The following is a 14,907-nucleotide window of genomic DNA, read 5'->3' as shown; positions in this document are numbered from 1 at the left end:
ATGGCGAGGCAGGAACACAGGTTCTGGAGCAGAGATTACGAACAGCGGTGGGCAAAAATATGAACTTTTTCGTATGCTCATGAGCCGGCCAGCCGTTGGCCGAGCATCCTTGTGCTACGAGCTACTCGCCGCCTGCGCTCGCCGTCTCGTCCTTGAAGCTGACTTTCGTGCCTTTCTGCACCATGGACGCGAGGTCCTCGGCATCCCAGTTGGTCAACCTGATGCAGCCATGCGAGAAGGTCGCGCCGATCTTGCCCGGTTCGGGCGTGCCGTGAATACCGTAGCTCTCGATGGACAGATCGATCCAGACCGATCCCACGGGATTGTTCGGTCCGGCCGCAATCGTGAACGGCCGTTTGGCTTTGACCCCCTTGAAAGCGAAGTTCGGATCGTAGTGATAGGTGGGGTTGCGCGCGACGCGTTTGACCTCCGCCTCGCCACTCGGCGCCGGCTTCTCGGCGCTGCCGATGGAAGCGGGAAAGACCGCGAGCCATTTACCGGAAGGATCAAGAACGCGCACCAGGCGTGCGCCCTTGTCGACCTCGATGCCGGCAATCCTGGCTGGAGATTCCCCCCGATCAATATCCGGAACCAGCAACTTAGTGCCGGCCTTCATGAACCCGATCCCCGGATTGAGCCTCCTGAGCAATTGCTCGCTTATGTGGAAGCGCTCGGCCAGTTTCTCCGTCACGTTGTGATAGCCGAGCGTCCGCAGGCGGGCCATCTTCTCCATGCGCGCCGGAATGCGCTTGGTAAAGGGTCCGCTCACATCCTTGCGTGTCAGTTCGTAGCTCACCACGACTGGGTTGGTGGAGGTTGCCGTCAGCCTGTCCCAGGTCTCCGGCGTAAGCTTGCCGTCGGAGGACAATCCGTTCGCAGTCTGAAAGGCCCTAATGGCCTTTGCGGCGTTGTCTGAGAAGCGGCCCTCGATCATGCCTGGCGAGAAACGGGCGCGATCCAAAAGTATCTGCGCCTTCAGGATAACCGGGCTGAAGCCTTTCGATCTTTCGGGTGAGAATTGCGCTTGATTGACAGTGGCGGAGTCGAGCTTGGCCGCCGCTGTCCCGTCGCAAGTGAGGGCAAGCGCCGCAGCCGCGACGAGAAGGAGCCTGACCATCGATGCCTCCACCAGAACCTGTTTCTATGACGCATCAACGCCGATATGGTTCCGGCCCATGAGGCTCCTCCAACGGCTTAACGGGCCTCGGATACGCTGGGGCTCTGGCCAGGCGCTTCGCTGTCAACCAGAAGATGGTCATGATGGAAGAGGCGAGCATCGCTCGCCGACCTGCCTGCCGGCCCGAAAGAACCGGCATCGGCGATGCTCGCGATTCTGGAGGCCGCGGTCAATTGTCGCTTTCCGCCGCAAAATGACGCTGTCGCACGACGCTGCCTCTAGGCCACCTCGAGGAAGAATGAACCGGACCATCAGAGGCGCCATCCTCAAGACCATCAGAGGCGCCATCCTCAAGCGCTCTTACGACGACGAGAGCCAAGCATCGTCGCGCCACGTCGTCGCCGCTTTACAACTTCGCCTGCATGAGCCGCACCTCGAGGTCTGACCTGCGAGTCCGATGGGGCAATCGACAACGGGATGGTTTCGAACTCGACCTGATCCAGCAAAGTGCCGGTACTGAACATCTAGGAACAGAGGTAGTGTAAGGTTTTGCGCCAATTGCGCCGTTGGCAGGAACTGGCACGGCTGCACGACGTTTCCAGGACACGCAGTCAAGGAGTGCTAGAATGCAAACCTCACCAGCGAGTCCCGAGTATCCTCCGACCGCGCCTGCCATCCTTCCCTTTCATGGTACGGTGACGGTCAGATTCTCTGACGCCATTGTTGCGTCAAGCGAGTGCGCAAAAATGCTCTACGAAGACGGGCGAGATCCAGTCTTTTACATCCCGTTCGAGGACATCTATTTCGAGCTTTTCGAGAAAACCAACGCCACCTCGGAGTTTGCATGGGGCACGGCCGGCTATTGGCGCGTGCATGCAGCCGGTGCATCGGCTGACAATTTCATGTGGGCCTACGAGACTCCCGAAACGGCCGCCCTGGCCATCGCCCGGCACGGCGCATTCGACCCGCACAAGGCCCGCATCGACGCCGATCCGGCCGAGGACAAGCAGCATACCCCGCACCTCCCCGAATAGTCATGTAATGGGGAAGCTGATAATGCCGGACATGTTTTGGCATGTGGACGCAGCAAAGGAACTAATCAATGCGCCCAAAATCATCGCGCGATATTCCGGGACAAAAGCCTCGCAACGACAGGGATCGGACCAGCCGGAAGGCCGCTGCTAAAACCCCGGATAAGACCAACGACTGGGATCGAGATGCAGTCCACGGTGAGGGCGAGTCGATCGGAATAGAGATTGAGCAAGTAGAGATTGAGCAAGGGATCGAGTCGAAATAGGCGTTTATTCAGGATTGTCGAAGGGCCGAATTGAGCCACTCGTACAGGAATCCCTGCGCGTCCTCGAGATCAGCAATTTCCCGTACCAGATTATCGGCGCTCTCACGAAAACAGGGCAGTCGAAAATCCGATTGTTTTTAGGATCCTGCAAGTTAACGAACAACTGAGTTTTTGATGCAGGCCAGCCATATGGTCAGCGGCCGAGCGCGATATGAGGATTTTGTGCGTCAAGACGGTCGAAACGGGCGTGGGAGAAATCAACGGAACGGTTGGCTTCCACCTCCACATATCCTCCGGCGTTCGTGACCGCTGTACTGAATGATGACGGCACGCTTTCCTAACTGCCCGCGCGGCACCGCTTTGCGCGACGGGTCCGCATTTGGAACACAGTCATGCTGGAAAATTGGGGCCGCACTTGTCCCCTTCTTGCTTCTCCGTGAGAACTTGCAGGCGGCGGGCTTTTGCCTATCGCTCTGCTAGGACCGCCGCCGGCACGGATTCAAATAGGATTTGTATTAATCTGGTGCGCCCCGCAGGACCGGCTTGGGCTTGCTGCAGGTCTCGACGCATAGCAGATAAGCCGCCGCCACAGAGGGCGGCGGGCAGTTATCCTACCAGTCTTGCCTGGTGTACCAGGCGTCGATATCCCTACGCGCGCGGTCGCGTTCGATGCCGTAGCGCTCCTGGATCTTACCTTCGAGTTGATCGCGTTTGCCAGCTATGCGATCAAGGTCATCATCCGTGAGTTTTCCCCACTGTTCTTTGACCTTGCCTTTGACCTGCTTCCAGTTTCCCTCAACGCGGTTCCAGTCCATCACGACCTCCTTCATTCGAAAAAGGATCGAACGTCGTTTTGCCGCGGAAGTTCCAGGCAATCGGGGGTGCCGAGCCCGATCCACGAAAGTCCCGCGTGTTGCCGAATGAATCATGGGCAGCGTGTATTCGTCTATCGACGAAGCCGTCAACCTTCCTCCCCATATGTTGACCAGCCCGGGATGCGGAAAGCGCACCTAAATTGCCCAGGTGTGTCGCATCGTTAATAGCCGCTACAGCAATAAGTTGCATAACAAACATTATGGAACTTGAAAATACTCAATACAATCAATATGGTAAGTCCTCATTAGGCCGACCTTGGCGGTGGCCGGGACACTGGTCTGCTATCTAACCCTTCGCACACCTAAAACCTATTTTGTGGCCTTCTACGATCAAGGAATCTGTCAAAGAGTGCCTGTATTTGATTGTACGCTAATATGCGTTTTCAGCTAGGCAAGCGTGGGGGGCTATCGAATCCGACGAAGGAAATTGGATGGCCACTCTCCATTATGCATCAGGCGGATCAGCGACGGACGTCGCGACCGCCGGGTTCAATCTTGTCGACGTTTCATCCGTGGACGAACTCAACGCCTTGCCGGCTGGCACGAAAGGTCTGGTCTGGCTCGATGAAGCCAATGGCGCAACCTCGTCTTTCATTGACAAAGTCACGCCCTTCATCGGCAATCCGAAGGCGTTCGGCTTCTTCCTCGTCGACGAGCCCGATCCCACGGGCAAATGGGGAACCTATGCCACAGCCGACAATCTGAAGGCGGAATCCGACTGGATCCACACCCACCTGCCCGGCGCCAAGACCTTCATCACCATGATGAACATGGGGTCTTCGGCTGATCCCGATTTTTCAAACACTTTCAATCCCGCCAACACGCATATCGACTATTACGGCGTGGATCCCTACCCGGTGCGCACCGGCACAAGCACTGTTGACTACAACATGATCGACAGGACCGTGGCCGCGGCGGTTGCCTCGGGCGTTCCGCTCAGCCAGATCGTTCCGGTTTATCAGACGTTCGGCGGCGGCAACTACACCACCGATACGGGCGGCCAATATGTCCTTCCCAGCGTCGCCCAGGAGCAGACCATGCTGGACCACTGGGCCAAGGCGGCGCCATCGCCCGCCTTCGACTATGCCTATGCCTGGGGTTCTCAACAGGGCGACACCGCGCTTGGCGACTCGCCGGCGCTCCAGGCCTTGTTCCAGCAACATAATCTCAGCAGCGCCGCAAGCGCCCCGGCAACCCCTCCCCCGAGCATTTCTGGGACTCCTAGTACTCCTAGTACTCCTAGTACTCCTAGTACTCCTAGTACTCCTAGTACTCCTAGTACTCCTAGTACTCCTAGTACTCCTAGTACTCCTAGTACTCCTAGCACTCCCAATATCTCCGGTACCCAAGGGAGCCCTGGCACCGCTAGTACACCGAGTACTCCAGTTGTCGCCAATCCTAGCGATGGTAGACATCATAATTCTGATGGTGCCGATTTGATCCACGGAACCGGTGCCGTCCATCATGTCCCCAATGCCAACCACTGGGTGACAGAGTCGGCCGGTGTCGGCAGGGGCATAGGACTTGCCTCACTGGCCGATACCGGCAGGGATGCCTTCGCATTCGATGCAGGCGCTCTTGCGGCCCGCGGTGCCGACCGCCCTACGGACTTCAGCGTCTCCCAACAAAAGTTTCATCTCGACCACGCTTTGGGGCTTCACACGGGCGCTCCACCAAATAGCGCTCTCGTCGCCGGCATGGGCTCGCATGATGGTAGCGACCATATCATCTACAACAGTTCGACCGGAGCGCTCTCTTTCGACAACCATGGCACCGGAGGTGCTCATCACATAGAATTCGCCCATTTTCCCGCTGCCTTAATCTGAAAAGGCCTTTAGAACGGCCGCCATTGACCGAAGCCCCGCAAATCACTCAGACCAAGTCTGTGGCCCTCGAAGTGCGTCTCAGAAGATGATTGGTGCCTGGGAATGATCAAGCGCGTGACCGACGATCGCATCAGCGTTTAATTCCCAGCTACAATTTCCCTCATTCAATTATCGAACGGCCAAGTTGTTGAAGGGCCAACAGAGCCGCGTTTGGCGGACTAGAATGAAGGCGCTGATCGATGAGCCGGATTGACAAACCATGACTAGGCCTTCCGACGTTGGCCGGCCGTTCCCCTTCATCGTGCTCATCGATTGGCGCTGCCGTTCACGAAAATTCATCATTAGCAACTAGGTGGAATGTTGGGCCGGAACCTTCCGCCCGCGTCCCGCTGTCCGGGGGAACCTCACCCGCTTCCGACAGCGCTGGAAGTTGATTTGTAGCTGTCCGGCAAAGCCTCAGTTCAAAAACGAAGGTGGACCATCCGCACCATGGGTTTGAGCGATCCCTCGCCAGAATAATTAACCGTGGATGCTGTGTGGATATCCCCGCCGCGCCCATTGCGAATCGAGGTGATGCGGGCACCTTGGCCGAATGGTCGCAGGATATGTTGAAATGGTGCTATTCGAGCAGTCGCTTTGCGACGGCGACGGTATGCATCGGCCATTCGCCGATCGCGTCGCTGACGCTGCGGCGAAAACATCCGGAACGGTCTTGTTCGACGTTCGTATCGATGGTGACACCCAAGTCCAACGAATGGCCGCTATCGGATATGACGACGCTGGCACCGCAATAATTTTGATGGAGAAGACCGGAGACTTGAGGTGCGCGTCGGTAAACGGCGAGACCGCCGTGTTGGTAGCGGAGCTGGCCGCTTGGGAATCATCTCCTCTTAGCGAGCATGCGCGCGTTGATTTCCGAGGGACGGCAGCGATGCTGTTGGCAAAGCTTCGCAGTTCCGGTCACTTCGGCCGATCCATTTGATCCTCTGCAGCACACGGGGCACGTTTGGTGCGGCGCCCTCCGTCCAGCCCGGTTAAGTGCGAGGGATGCTCTGAGCGTCGTGCAGCAAACTTTCGAGCCTGACAATCGTATCTCGAACCAAATCGTGAGCGCGGCTGCTCTCTCCGAGACACATTGCCGCCTCGCATTCACCTAACACAGCGACAGCGTTCTGAATCTCTCGCTTGAGATCATCGGTCTTTTTGCTCATTATCAATTATAGTCCGTTCGAGCCGTCGCCGCAAATCGTTGCCCTGAAGGCGTCAGGTTATCAATCGCGGGCCGCAGGTCTCGCCACAGGCGATAGAATTGCGACCAGGATGTTCGTCTTCGGCTGCTCGTACCTCCAGGGAGAGGCCGCACTTTCACCGGATCTGGAAGCTGCTATATTGGTCTTTTGGTCATTGCCTGCGCGCCATACGGTCCTCCTCGGGAACAGTTTCACCGAACAAGCTGGTCAGCAACCAGCGTGAAGCGATAGGTTCTGCCCCAACCTGCGAGTTCGCCGGATTTCTTTAAGCGGGCTCACGGCGATTTTGTGGGCTGCTGCCCTCCCAGCGCGCCTGGCGATCATCGGCGCTACGCGAAGGTTAAGCTTGGTTTTTAGGGTGACCGGTCGTTGCGGGCGTGCAGGGGCCATGGCAAAGGACGCCGCCCTCGATCTGATGGCAAAGCCAAGCTTTCGCCTCGCTGAAACGGGACCGAATAATTGATCCTGGTTGGTGCCAATTCCGACGCACGAACCATGGCAGGTTCATCCGGCGAGGCGCCAGATCGATAAAGCACTACGCTCACTGCAATCTCACTGCGACTTCCCAAGACAGCGCCTACACGTCGCTCATGTCGTCGCCTGACAGAACGGCGGGTTGTGGCACTCGTCAGGCATCCTTCCGCCTGGCCTTTCGCGTCCGCTCCCGATCCTGCGCGCCAGCTTCACATCGACTCGATCTGTCTGCCATTGGAACCAAGCAATCGCCAGGAGGTTTGGCTCTCATCGTCGTCTCCAACAAAGGAGTAGCTGCATGAGAAATACCTTTCGCCTAACGTCTCTGTCGCTTGCCACCTCACTGGGGTTTGCATTGCCGTCATTCGCCGCCGAGACTGCGCAAGACTTCGTAACCAAGGCCGCGATTGGCGGAATGTTTGAGGTCCAGTCGAGCAAGGTCGTCCAAGACAAGCTTCAGGACCAGGCGCTGAAGGACTTCGCCCAGAAGATGATCTCCGATCATGGGGCTGCCAACGCCAAGCTCGAAAGCATCGCCGGCGAACAGAAATTGCAGGTGCCTGCCGATCTCGATGCTTCTCACAATAGCGACCTCGACAAGCTGAAATCAGCTTCAGCACCAGTCGATAAGCCATATGCGGTCATGCAGAAGGCTGCTCATGCCGATGCTGTCAGTCTGTTCGAGGCGTACGCCAAGGATGGCGACAACGCCGCCCTGAAATCCTTCGCTTCTGAGACATTGCCTACACTCAAGATGCACCGGGACATGATCCAGAAGGCTGAAACCAAGGCGCCTGCCAACGAAAGCACAACGCCCGCAGTCTCAACCAGCGGCGTCAATAATCCCGCAGCTCCGGTACCCGGCGCCAACAGCTTCACCGAAGACCAGGCAAAAAGCGCGATCCAGAAGGCCGGTTATACCGACGTCTCTGCACTCAAGAAGGACGACAAGGGCATCTGGCGCGGGACGGCGAGCAAGGACGGCAAGTCGACTCCAGTCGCTCTCGACTATCAGGGCAACGTCGTTGCCGACACTCAGTGATCAAAAGAAAGGATAAATGCGATGCAAACCGTAACGGGATTGTTCGACGACTATGATGACGCCAACGATGCCGTAGGCGAACTTGTGGCAACTGGCGTGCCTCGCGATGAGATCAGCCTCGTGGCCAACAACGCGACCGGGTGGTACAAAGCCGACGACGCCGAGGCGGGTGAGGATGCGGCCACCGGAGCTGGCCTTGGCGCCGTCGTGGGCGGCGCCGGCGGCCTGGCGACTGGCCTCGGGTTGATGGCCATCCCTGGCCTTGGACCTGTCGTTGCGGCTGGATGGCTGGCGGCCACGGCTGTCGGCGCGGTCGGTGGTGCCCTGGTTGGTGGGGCCGCAGGCGGCATTATCGGGGCTATGACCAAAGCCGGTGTCCCGGAAAACGATGCCCATGTCTATGCGGAGGGTGTCCGTCGCGGTGGAACGATGGTCACAGCCAGGGTCGAGGACAGTCTTGTTCCGAACGCCGAACAGATCCTCAAGCAATACAACTCGGTCGACATCGCTGACAGGCGCTCTGCGTATGAAGCCGCCGGCTGGACCGGTTTCGATCCCGCGGCCGACGTCTATCCTGACGACGACCTCCGGCGGGGGACCCGGGCGCGACCTCTGATGTAAACCGCAGGGCGGCGAAGCCGCCCTGTTCTTCTCTTAGATGCTATAGAGCCAATGCGCCTAAAGCGGCTCGCGACCGCTGAGGTCAACCCAGGCGGGAGCATGGTCGCTTGGTTTCTCCCATCCGCGCACTTCAACATCGACGCCAGCTGAGTGTATCCGACCGGAAAGTGAGGGGCTCACCAGGAGGTGATCCATGCGCAGGCCAGAACTGCGATCGTAACCTCCCCGGCAGGTGAAATTCCAGTAAGTGTAGATGCCTTTTTCCGGATGTATTGTGCGCACGGCGTCCACCCATCCGCCGGCCAACATGTCAGCATAGGCCTTGCGGGTCTCGGGAAAATACACCGCATCGCCAACCCAGCGGTGCGGCACGACCGCGTCTATTTCGGTTGGGACGACATTGTAATCGCCACACAGAACCGTCGGCACGTTTTCCTCAAGCAGTAGCTGTCCGTAGGCAATGAGACGGTCGAACCATCTAAGCTTATATTCGAATTTTGGCCCCGGCGCTGGATTGCCGTTTGGCAGATAAAGGCAACCGACGACGAGGCCATCGACCTCCGCCTCAAGATAGCGGCTATGGGTGTCGTCCGGGTCGCCCGGCAACCCGCGTCGTCGTTCAAGCGGCACTTGCCCCCGGCCCAGGATGGCAACACCATTGTATGATTTTTGACCGTGCCAGATCGCGCCGTAACCGACGGCCTCGATCGCTTTTTCAGGGAACTTCTCGTCCGAGGTTTTTAACTCCTGCAGGCAAACAATGTCGGCACCGGTTTCCGACAGCCATTTCAGCAGCACAGGCAGCCGACCGTTTACACCATTCACGTTGAATGTTGCCACCCGGGTCATTTTCGATCGCATGGGGCCACCTACTGTGTTGACTTCGGAGCCGGATGACGTCGCCGCATGATATCGATAAGGCTGCTGTGAAGATCATCCCAATTTTCGACTATGTCTTTGTCGGTGATGCCTTGCGCCTCTGCTTCGACCGCGAGCCGTTTGGCGAGTTCCGTTATGTCCGCATTACCCACGCGCCGGCCGTCCAGCAGATCGTATCTCTCCATCCACAGGTGTAAAAAGTGAACGGCGCGCTGACATTTCACGTTCGCGCTCCCACATCGAAATTTCCCATGGCGTTGACAACAATGCGGCAGAGGCTGTCGGAGTCGGCGTCTATTTCAATCCGCTTGAGGCCGTCGGCCCTGACCTCGGCGGCAGGTTTATGGATGGGCTCGTCTCTGAATAGATGCATCCGCATTGGCGGTCTCCGGAGTGCCGTCTGCAAATTCACCAGGGCAGAAAATTGACGCCGCGCGTGTTCGTTTATTCATAAGCTCAAGCGCGACTTTCCGTTCCTATAGCGTTTTCGATATTCGTCGTGGTCAGAGCAGGGACGTTGCGAAGGTTGCTCCCGCTCGACTGGCGAAATTCCATCCTTATCGGCAGGAGTGCCGCCTGCGGGAGAGAGTGGCCCGGGCCGAATTCCCTGTCGACGGCATCACTGAGCTGTCGTTTCACCATAATGGATCCGAAGATGGATTCTCCCCTTCCTGCGGGCTAATCACGGCCTGAAGAAAGGCTAGAGGCGACGGGAAACGCGCGCCCGGACCGTTCCTCACCCCGAAGCGGGCAGCTTCATTCCGAGCGGTGAATTCAGACAGCGGGAGGTCTGATGGTCGCGTTCGCGGGCTATTGTTCAAGCCTTCTCACGTTGGTGTTCGCCGGGATATCTCCCGAGACATCTGCCCCTGCCGATGTTGGACGATCGCGTCGAGTACTGCTTCGTACGTGCTCCCGTTGTCTAGCTTGAGCTCCTCGCTACGGATGCCGATCGCTTTGGCGTCGGAGAGAAGCTTCTTCGTTGCTTCAGCAAGCGTGACCACATTGGCACCAACAATTCCCGACATATTGTTCATCAGCCATTGGCGAAGGAATTTTGCGCCGCGTTCACTCATCGTTTTGCTCCACGCAATTCCCTTTCCATCTCCTGCAGAGAGGCGGCCCGTGATGCAGTTCTCTTATGGGTGTTGGCCTTTTCATCGCCCCAGAAAGCCACTGTTCGCGCAACCTTCCCGTCCTGGATTCCTGAGCCTTTTGTCGGCATGAATGATCCGGTGGGCATCTCTGGCCGCGCGTTTTATTCGACGTTTGTCAATCTTTCTCCGCATGAAAACCTCCCTTGTGGTTGTTTCACAAAATGTGATCCGCCGCAGGATGGTTCCAGCGCGCAAGCCCAGACATTGGCTTGGTAAAAAACGTACAAATGACGCTGAACGAGCCCACTTGCGAACGGTAAAGCGAACGGTTCCGAGACAGGAAATGATCGCTGTCCTAGCCTGCTTCCGGCTTTGCGGACAAATTGCGAAAACAGCACATGAGAGTGACGGGGATGCAGTCTCGGCATCACGCAAACAGGTTCGTTCAAATCTTAAAACCCGTCGAAGGTTTTAGAGGCGCGTAATATTGGTCGCCCTCACGACAATATCGTTCTGGCGGAATTCCTCGGCGAGCTTCCCCTTCACTGTTTGCCAATACGTGGCTTCCAGAGTCTCGGCCATGACCTCGAACAACACGACGTCATCGTGGTGGCTGCCGCCTCCGCCTTCGTGCCACAAGCCATTGGCCGGCGAACGCATGTAAGCGGTCGCCCCGCCAAATTTCTCGGCCAGGCGTTCTTGAACGTCACGGTAAAGCGTCGTTGGGAAAGGTGTCCCGAAATTGTCGCTCAAGGGGAGCAGTATTTCCACCAGAACCATATTCAAGTCCTTTGCGCGTCTCTCTGAGAATGACATTCCGCGCGGGAAGTTCCGTTGACGCGGGCTCCGCTATCCTGTTCGACGCTGGCCTCCGGCCTCCCATCTGCCGCCGCGGCCTCCTCGTTGGGCGCTTGAAGGCCCGCGGGGTATGGCTTCGTCCTTGCCAGGGCGCTCGCGACCTGGATCGCGCCGCGCGCTGTCTATCTTGGAGATGGACACCTCCAATCGCGCATTTCATGGCCGCTACGAGGTTGGTGAGTGCGCGACCGGCGTTGACGGTGGTTCTTGCCCGATACGTTTATTTCGTCGCGGGTATTGTGTCCCTTGGCTCCAGTACGGGGCTGCGATAGGCTGAGCAATCACAGATCGACTTTGGCGCCTGTCGCCCACGTCTGCGAACTGGCAGCAGCGTTGGCGATCGAGCTGTTCTCGAAGACCGCGTCCGACATTTCAAACGGTCTTAAGCATATTGATGACTATACGCGACCGCGTCTTTTTGGCATTGCTCGTTTTGCCATGCGGCGTGGCGCTCAACCTTTCCGCTCCTGCTTGGCTCTGGCAAAGCCCCGATCCGTCGCGATGAATTGCTCAAGCATGGGCACAATCAGGCGAAGAGGATCCGTGGAAGGCTGCCCCGCGTCGCGGCCAAGGATCTCAGCATATCTGGACAGATCGCGGTGCAGCGGCGCAGGCAGTTCCACCGTGACCTTAACCGGCTTGTCATCTGCAATCGGACCGAGTTTCAGCTTGGCCATTTCAGTCTCCATAGGGTTCGAGCACGAGATCGCGCGTAACGACGACACGCACATCAAAGCCCGGTCGTATCGTCAATGTCGGTGCGATGTTGAGTTGGCGCTGGACGATCTGCTGGCCCACCTGGCTGAGACTGTCGGAGGCGCCGCCGCGCAAGGCGCGCACGGTGTCACTTTCCTGGCCGGACGAGCCGGCCTCCGCACCGACACTGAGGATGGTGGTGAGTGCGGCCGCCTTGAACAGGTCGGCCCAATGGTAGTCGACGCCGTCCTCAAGGCCGGCATAGCCTTGGGTGTCAGTGCCAGGCTGGCGTTCAAGAACAATGGAGCGGCCGTTGGGAAAGACCAGCCTGCTCCAGACGAGCAGCACGCGACGCTGGCCGAAGCCGACCCCATTGTCGTACTGGCCAATGACACGCGTGCCTTGCGGGATCAACAGCGAGCGACCCGTGGGACTGTCATAGACATTCTCGGTGACCTGCGCGGTGATCTGACCGGGCAGATCGGAACGGATGCCGGTGATGAGTGCTGCCGGAATGACGGCCCCTGCCTGGAGCACATAGGGCGACGCCGCCGGCGTGACGCGATCCGGCGCCACGGTGCGCCGATCAGCGGCCGCATTCAGAAAGCCGAGCTGGCGGTCCTGCGTGGTCGACTGGCCGATCTGACCGGCAAGGTCGGGGCCGCCAAGGTTAGGCGGGGAAGTTCCTCCGGGCGGGGTTTCGGCCATCGCCGCGGTTGACTGCCCTGTCTGGAAGAAGACACGCGAGGTTCGGGCCGCCTCCTCTTCGGTCCGCCGGCGCTGTTCCGCCTCATCGACCATGGGTGTGGCGATCGTTGGCGGCACGACGGGCTGTCCCTTGTTCTGGGCATCAAGCATCGGCCGGCCAAGATCGCCAGGCAGCGGCGGCCCAAGAACGGGACCGGTATAGTCGCGCGGCAGGCTGGCCAGTCCGTCGGCGGGCTGTCTGTTCGACGTCGAGTAGAGCTCGTCGCCATGCCTGCGCGTTTCACCCGTCTGAAGCGCGTAGATCAGCGCGCCGCCGACGCCAAGCGATGCACCTAGGCCGATGCCGGCGAGCACCTTGCGGGACAGGCGCGTGACACGCGGCGGATCGGCGCGAAGCCGCATGGGGGCAGCCGGGATTTCGTTCTCCTTCATGATTGCTCCCCTCCCCTTTGACGAAATGCGTTCTTTGCATTCGGCGCCGCGTTGGTGCCTGAGATCCACAGACCTCTCCTCGCATCGGTGCGGACGATCCTGACCGTCTGTTGCCGCTTGCCGCTGCCAAGCCGCAATTCCGCCGCGCCAAAGAGACGGTCGACGATCAGGGTGTTCTGGTAGACGCGGCTGTTGGCGATCTCGGCCTCGCCGTCCGGGCCGATGACGAAGATGGGCGGCATCTCGCCTTGCACGATCCCGCCTGGAAACTCGACATAGACCCGCCTCCCGTCGTCATAGACGCCGACAGGCCTCCAGGGGGGCGCGTCGCCGGTGAGACCATAGCGGTATTTGCGTTCGGCAATGGCGGGAATCACCGGTGTCGCCGGGATTACCCGCGCTTGTCCCGCCGGCGGAGGGGGATAGGCCCATGACACGGCTGGCATATACGGCTTCTCGCCCGATCGGAGCTCGATCATGTAGCTGCGCCGGTCGGTGGTGATGACGAGATTGGTGTTGATGTCCGAGCGCAAAGGCTTGACCAGCACATGGACGCGCCTGGCGACGCCCGCTCCGCTTTCGGTGTCACCGATGATCCAGCGGGCTGTATCGCCCGCCGCGATCGGACCTTCGCCGGTCAGGCTTTCGCCAGGCTCAAGCGCGATGTCTGTTATCTGTCCTGGAGCGGCATAGACCTGGTAGAGTGCCCCTTCGCTCCAGGGATAAATCTGAATGGCGTTGTAATAGCCCTCACGACGCGGCTGGACCCGCGCCGCCGCGTTGGCGTTCTCGACGCGCGCCACCGGCGTGCTGCCGGCGACACCGCCGCGGGTCGCGACCCACCCTGGTGGAACGTGCAGCGGCTTTGGTCTTTCATCGAGCGCGGCTGCCGGAGCGGCGGGCAAAGGCGGCACGTCGTCATCATAGGAGATCTGAGGTGGCTTCTGCGGCGTGGCGCAACCGGCAAGTATGGAGCCCGATAGCAACACCACGGCAAACGCCGATCTTGTCAAACCCGGAGTGGCGATGACACACAATGGCAGGTTCATTGGGTCATCTCCCGGGACCAGTTGATGGCGTTGACGTAGATGCCGAGCGGATTGGCCCGAAGACGTTCGGCGTCGTTTGGCATCTGTGTCACGATCGTCAGGATCGCGGTCCAGCGCTCGGTGCCGGAAAGCTGGCCGTTTTCGTAATGGTGCTCGATCCAAGCGACACGAAAGGAGCCCGGTGAAGCCCTGATGACCGAAGAAATATCCACGGCGACCTGTTGCTTGCCGACCCTGGAGAAAGGGTCGTTGGCGCGAGCGTAATCGTTGAGCGCTGCGGCGCCCTGGTCGGTGGTCCAATCATAGGCGCGCAGCCAGTCCTGGCGCAGGATGATCGGATCGGCGGGGATGGAGCGCACCTGTTCGACAAAGCGGGCGAGATGCCACGCTATCTGAGGATCAGTCGGCTTATAATCCGCGATCGCGGGCGCGGTCGCTTGAACCTGGCCCATCTTGTCGACCTGCACGACCCAGGGCACGACAGTACCGCGGCCCAATTGCCAGACCAGTGACGTGGAAAGGCCTGCCGACAAGATGAGTGACCCGAACGCCATGGCGCGCCAGTTGCGTGCCTGCATGCGGGCAGAGCCGATGCGCTCGTCCCAGATCTGCTGCGCCTTTTGATAGGGGGTTTCCGGTCGAGGGGTCTTGCCGTAGTGGACGGCGGGCCGCCTGAAGATGTTCAT

Annotated in this window: 17 protein-coding genes; 7 read left to right on the top strand and 10 right to left on the bottom strand. The window is 59.2% G+C overall.

The features are described from left to right. Window positions 1–121: 121 nt before the first annotated feature. Window positions 122–1,117 carry a L,D-transpeptidase family protein gene (locus ACLGL5_RS00605; protein ID WP_019863674.1) on the bottom strand — a complete coding sequence of 332 codons (996 nt, stop codon included), beginning with the start codon at window positions 1,115–1,117 and terminating at the stop codon, window positions 122–124. A 298-nt stretch (window positions 1,118–1,415) separates the two neighbouring features. Here ACLGL5_RS00605 and ACLGL5_RS00600 point away from each other — a divergent pair, with 298 nt between their 5' ends. Both ACLGL5_RS00600 and ACLGL5_RS00595 read left to right on the top strand, forming a co-directional pair. After that, complete coding sequence (locus tag ACLGL5_RS00600; protein WP_020629183.1) at window positions 1,416–1,562, top strand: hypothetical protein; 147 nt, start codon at window positions 1,416–1,418, stop codon at window positions 1,560–1,562. Window positions 1,563–1,743: 181 nt separating this feature from the next. Continuing rightward, window positions 1,744–2,151 carry a DUF427 domain-containing protein gene (locus tag ACLGL5_RS00595; RefSeq protein ID WP_494372721.1) on the top strand — a complete coding sequence of 136 codons (408 nt, stop codon included), beginning with the start codon at window positions 1,744–1,746 and terminating at the stop codon, window positions 2,149–2,151. 874 nt (window positions 2,152–3,025) lie between these two features. On the opposite strand, the gene ACLGL5_RS00590 is transcribed toward ACLGL5_RS00595, so the two are convergent. After that, window positions 3,026–3,229, bottom strand: a complete 204-nt coding sequence (locus tag ACLGL5_RS00590; RefSeq protein ID WP_027047858.1) for a CsbD family protein — start codon at window positions 3,227–3,229, stop codon at window positions 3,026–3,028. A 491-nt stretch (window positions 3,230–3,720) separates the two neighbouring features. Here ACLGL5_RS00590 and ACLGL5_RS00585 point away from each other — a divergent pair, with 491 nt between their 5' ends. The 4 genes from ACLGL5_RS00585 to ACLGL5_RS00570 all read left to right on the top strand — a co-directional run bounded on the left by ACLGL5_RS00585 (window position 3,721) and on the right by ACLGL5_RS00570 (window position 8,502). Beyond that, a complete protein-coding gene (locus tag ACLGL5_RS00585) occupies window positions 3,721–5,115 on the top strand; it encodes a calcium-binding protein (protein ID WP_494372720.1) in 1,395 nt (464 codons plus the stop codon). 592 nt (window positions 5,116–5,707) lie between these two features. Beyond that, entirely contained in the window at window positions 5,708–6,097 is a 390-nt protein-coding gene (locus ACLGL5_RS00580) for a hypothetical protein (protein ID WP_064982017.1), read from the top strand. Between the two features lie 1,040 nt (window positions 6,098–7,137). Further along, entirely contained in the window at window positions 7,138–7,881 is a 744-nt protein-coding gene (locus ACLGL5_RS00575) for a DUF4142 domain-containing protein (protein ID WP_027047859.1), read from the top strand. 21 nt (window positions 7,882–7,902) lie between these two features. Beyond that, window positions 7,903–8,502, top strand: coding sequence for a hypothetical protein (locus ACLGL5_RS00570; protein WP_494372719.1), 600 nt, complete (start codon window positions 7,903–7,905; stop codon window positions 8,500–8,502). A gap of 57 nt (window positions 8,503–8,559) precedes the next feature. On the opposite strand, the gene xth is transcribed toward ACLGL5_RS00570, so the two are convergent. Beyond that, window positions 8,560–9,351, bottom strand: coding sequence for an exodeoxyribonuclease III (xth, locus tag ACLGL5_RS00565; protein ID WP_199202392.1), 792 nt, complete (start codon window positions 9,349–9,351; stop codon window positions 8,560–8,562). A 44-nt stretch (window positions 9,352–9,395) separates the two neighbouring features. Here xth and ACLGL5_RS00560 point away from each other — a divergent pair, with 44 nt between their 5' ends. Beyond that, the gene (locus ACLGL5_RS00560; RefSeq protein WP_019863686.1) at window positions 9,396–9,578 is read left to right on the top strand and encodes a hypothetical protein; all 183 of its coding nucleotides are present in this window, start codon (window positions 9,396–9,398) and stop codon (window positions 9,576–9,578) included. Between the two features lie 23 nt (window positions 9,579–9,601). Here the strand turns inward: ACLGL5_RS00560 and ACLGL5_RS00555 are convergent, their stop codons facing one another. From ACLGL5_RS00555 to trbF, 7 genes are all read right to left on the bottom strand, one after another. Then, a complete protein-coding gene (locus tag ACLGL5_RS00555) occupies window positions 9,602–9,760 on the bottom strand; it encodes a hypothetical protein (RefSeq protein WP_155249183.1) in 159 nt (52 codons plus the stop codon). Between the two features lie 448 nt (window positions 9,761–10,208). Then, the gene (locus ACLGL5_RS00550) at window positions 10,209–10,457 is read right to left on the bottom strand and encodes a DUF768 domain-containing protein (protein ID WP_494372718.1); all 249 of its coding nucleotides are present in this window, start codon (window positions 10,455–10,457) and stop codon (window positions 10,209–10,211) included. A 492-nt stretch (window positions 10,458–10,949) separates the two neighbouring features. Further along, window positions 10,950–11,231, bottom strand: a complete 282-nt coding sequence (locus ACLGL5_RS00545) for a hypothetical protein (protein WP_494372717.1) — start codon at window positions 11,229–11,231, stop codon at window positions 10,950–10,952. A 557-nt stretch (window positions 11,232–11,788) separates the two neighbouring features. Then, entirely contained in the window at window positions 11,789–12,013 is a 225-nt protein-coding gene (locus ACLGL5_RS00540) for a DUF2274 domain-containing protein (protein WP_494372716.1), read from the bottom strand. Between the two features lies 1 nt (window position 12,014). Continuing rightward, window positions 12,015–13,172 carry a TraB/TrbI/VirB10 family type IV secretion system protein gene (locus tag ACLGL5_RS00535; RefSeq protein ID WP_019863692.1) on the bottom strand — a complete coding sequence of 386 codons (1,158 nt, stop codon included), beginning with the start codon at window positions 13,170–13,172 and terminating at the stop codon, window positions 12,015–12,017. After that, window positions 13,169–14,221, bottom strand: coding sequence for a P-type conjugative transfer protein TrbG (gene trbG / locus ACLGL5_RS00530; protein ID WP_199202394.1), 1,053 nt, complete (start codon window positions 14,219–14,221; stop codon window positions 13,169–13,171). Before trbG ends, ACLGL5_RS00535 begins: the two co-directional genes overlap by 4 nt. After that, the gene (gene trbF / locus ACLGL5_RS00525; protein WP_019863695.1) at window positions 14,218–14,907 is read right to left on the bottom strand and encodes a conjugal transfer protein TrbF; all 690 of its coding nucleotides are present in this window, start codon (window positions 14,905–14,907) and stop codon (window positions 14,218–14,220) included. Before trbF ends, trbG begins: the two co-directional genes overlap by 4 nt.

Source organism: Mesorhizobium sp. U510, assembly GCF_059180695.1.
This window is presented reverse-complemented; position numbering and strand designations above follow the sequence as displayed.

Bases quoted from the DNA above. Each gene is read 5' to 3' on its own strand.
- ACLGL5_RS00605 (WP_019863674.1), bottom strand. From the start codon at position 1,117: ATGGTCAGGCTCCTTCTCGTCGCGGCTGCGGCGCTTGCCCTCACTTGC.
- ACLGL5_RS00600 (WP_020629183.1), top strand. From the start codon at position 1,416: ATGAACCGGACCATCAGAGGCGCCATCCTCAAGACCATCAGAGGCGCC.
- ACLGL5_RS00595 (WP_494372721.1), top strand. From the start codon at position 1,744: ATGCAAACCTCACCAGCGAGTCCCGAGTATCCTCCGACCGCGCCTGCC.
- ACLGL5_RS00590 (WP_027047858.1), bottom strand. From the start codon at position 3,229: ATGGACTGGAACCGCGTTGAGGGAAACTGGAAGCAGGTCAAAGGCAAG.
- ACLGL5_RS00585 (WP_494372720.1), top strand. From the start codon at position 3,721: ATGGCCACTCTCCATTATGCATCAGGCGGATCAGCGACGGACGTCGCG.
- ACLGL5_RS00580 (WP_064982017.1), top strand. From the start codon at position 5,708: ATGGTCGCAGGATATGTTGAAATGGTGCTATTCGAGCAGTCGCTTTGC.
- ACLGL5_RS00575 (WP_027047859.1), top strand. From the start codon at position 7,138: ATGAGAAATACCTTTCGCCTAACGTCTCTGTCGCTTGCCACCTCACTG.
- ACLGL5_RS00570 (WP_494372719.1), top strand. From the start codon at position 7,903: ATGCAAACCGTAACGGGATTGTTCGACGACTATGATGACGCCAACGAT.
- xth (WP_199202392.1), bottom strand. From the start codon at position 9,351: ATGACCCGGGTGGCAACATTCAACGTGAATGGTGTAAACGGTCGGCTG.
- ACLGL5_RS00560 (WP_019863686.1), top strand. From the start codon at position 9,396: ATGACGTCGCCGCATGATATCGATAAGGCTGCTGTGAAGATCATCCCA.
- ACLGL5_RS00555 (WP_155249183.1), bottom strand. From the start codon at position 9,760: ATGCGGATGCATCTATTCAGAGACGAGCCCATCCATAAACCTGCCGCC.
- ACLGL5_RS00550 (WP_494372718.1), bottom strand. From the start codon at position 10,457: ATGAGTGAACGCGGCGCAAAATTCCTTCGCCAATGGCTGATGAACAAT.
- ACLGL5_RS00540 (WP_494372716.1), bottom strand. From the start codon at position 12,013: ATGGCCAAGCTGAAACTCGGTCCGATTGCAGATGACAAGCCGGTTAAG.
- ACLGL5_RS00535 (WP_019863692.1), bottom strand. From the start codon at position 13,172: ATGAAGGAGAACGAAATCCCGGCTGCCCCCATGCGGCTTCGCGCCGAT.
- trbG (WP_199202394.1), bottom strand. From the start codon at position 14,221: ATGAACCTGCCATTGTGTGTCATCGCCACTCCGGGTTTGACAAGATCG.
- trbF (WP_019863695.1), bottom strand. From the start codon at position 14,907: ATGAACATCTTCAGGCGGCCCGCCGTCCACTACGGCAAGACCCCTCGA.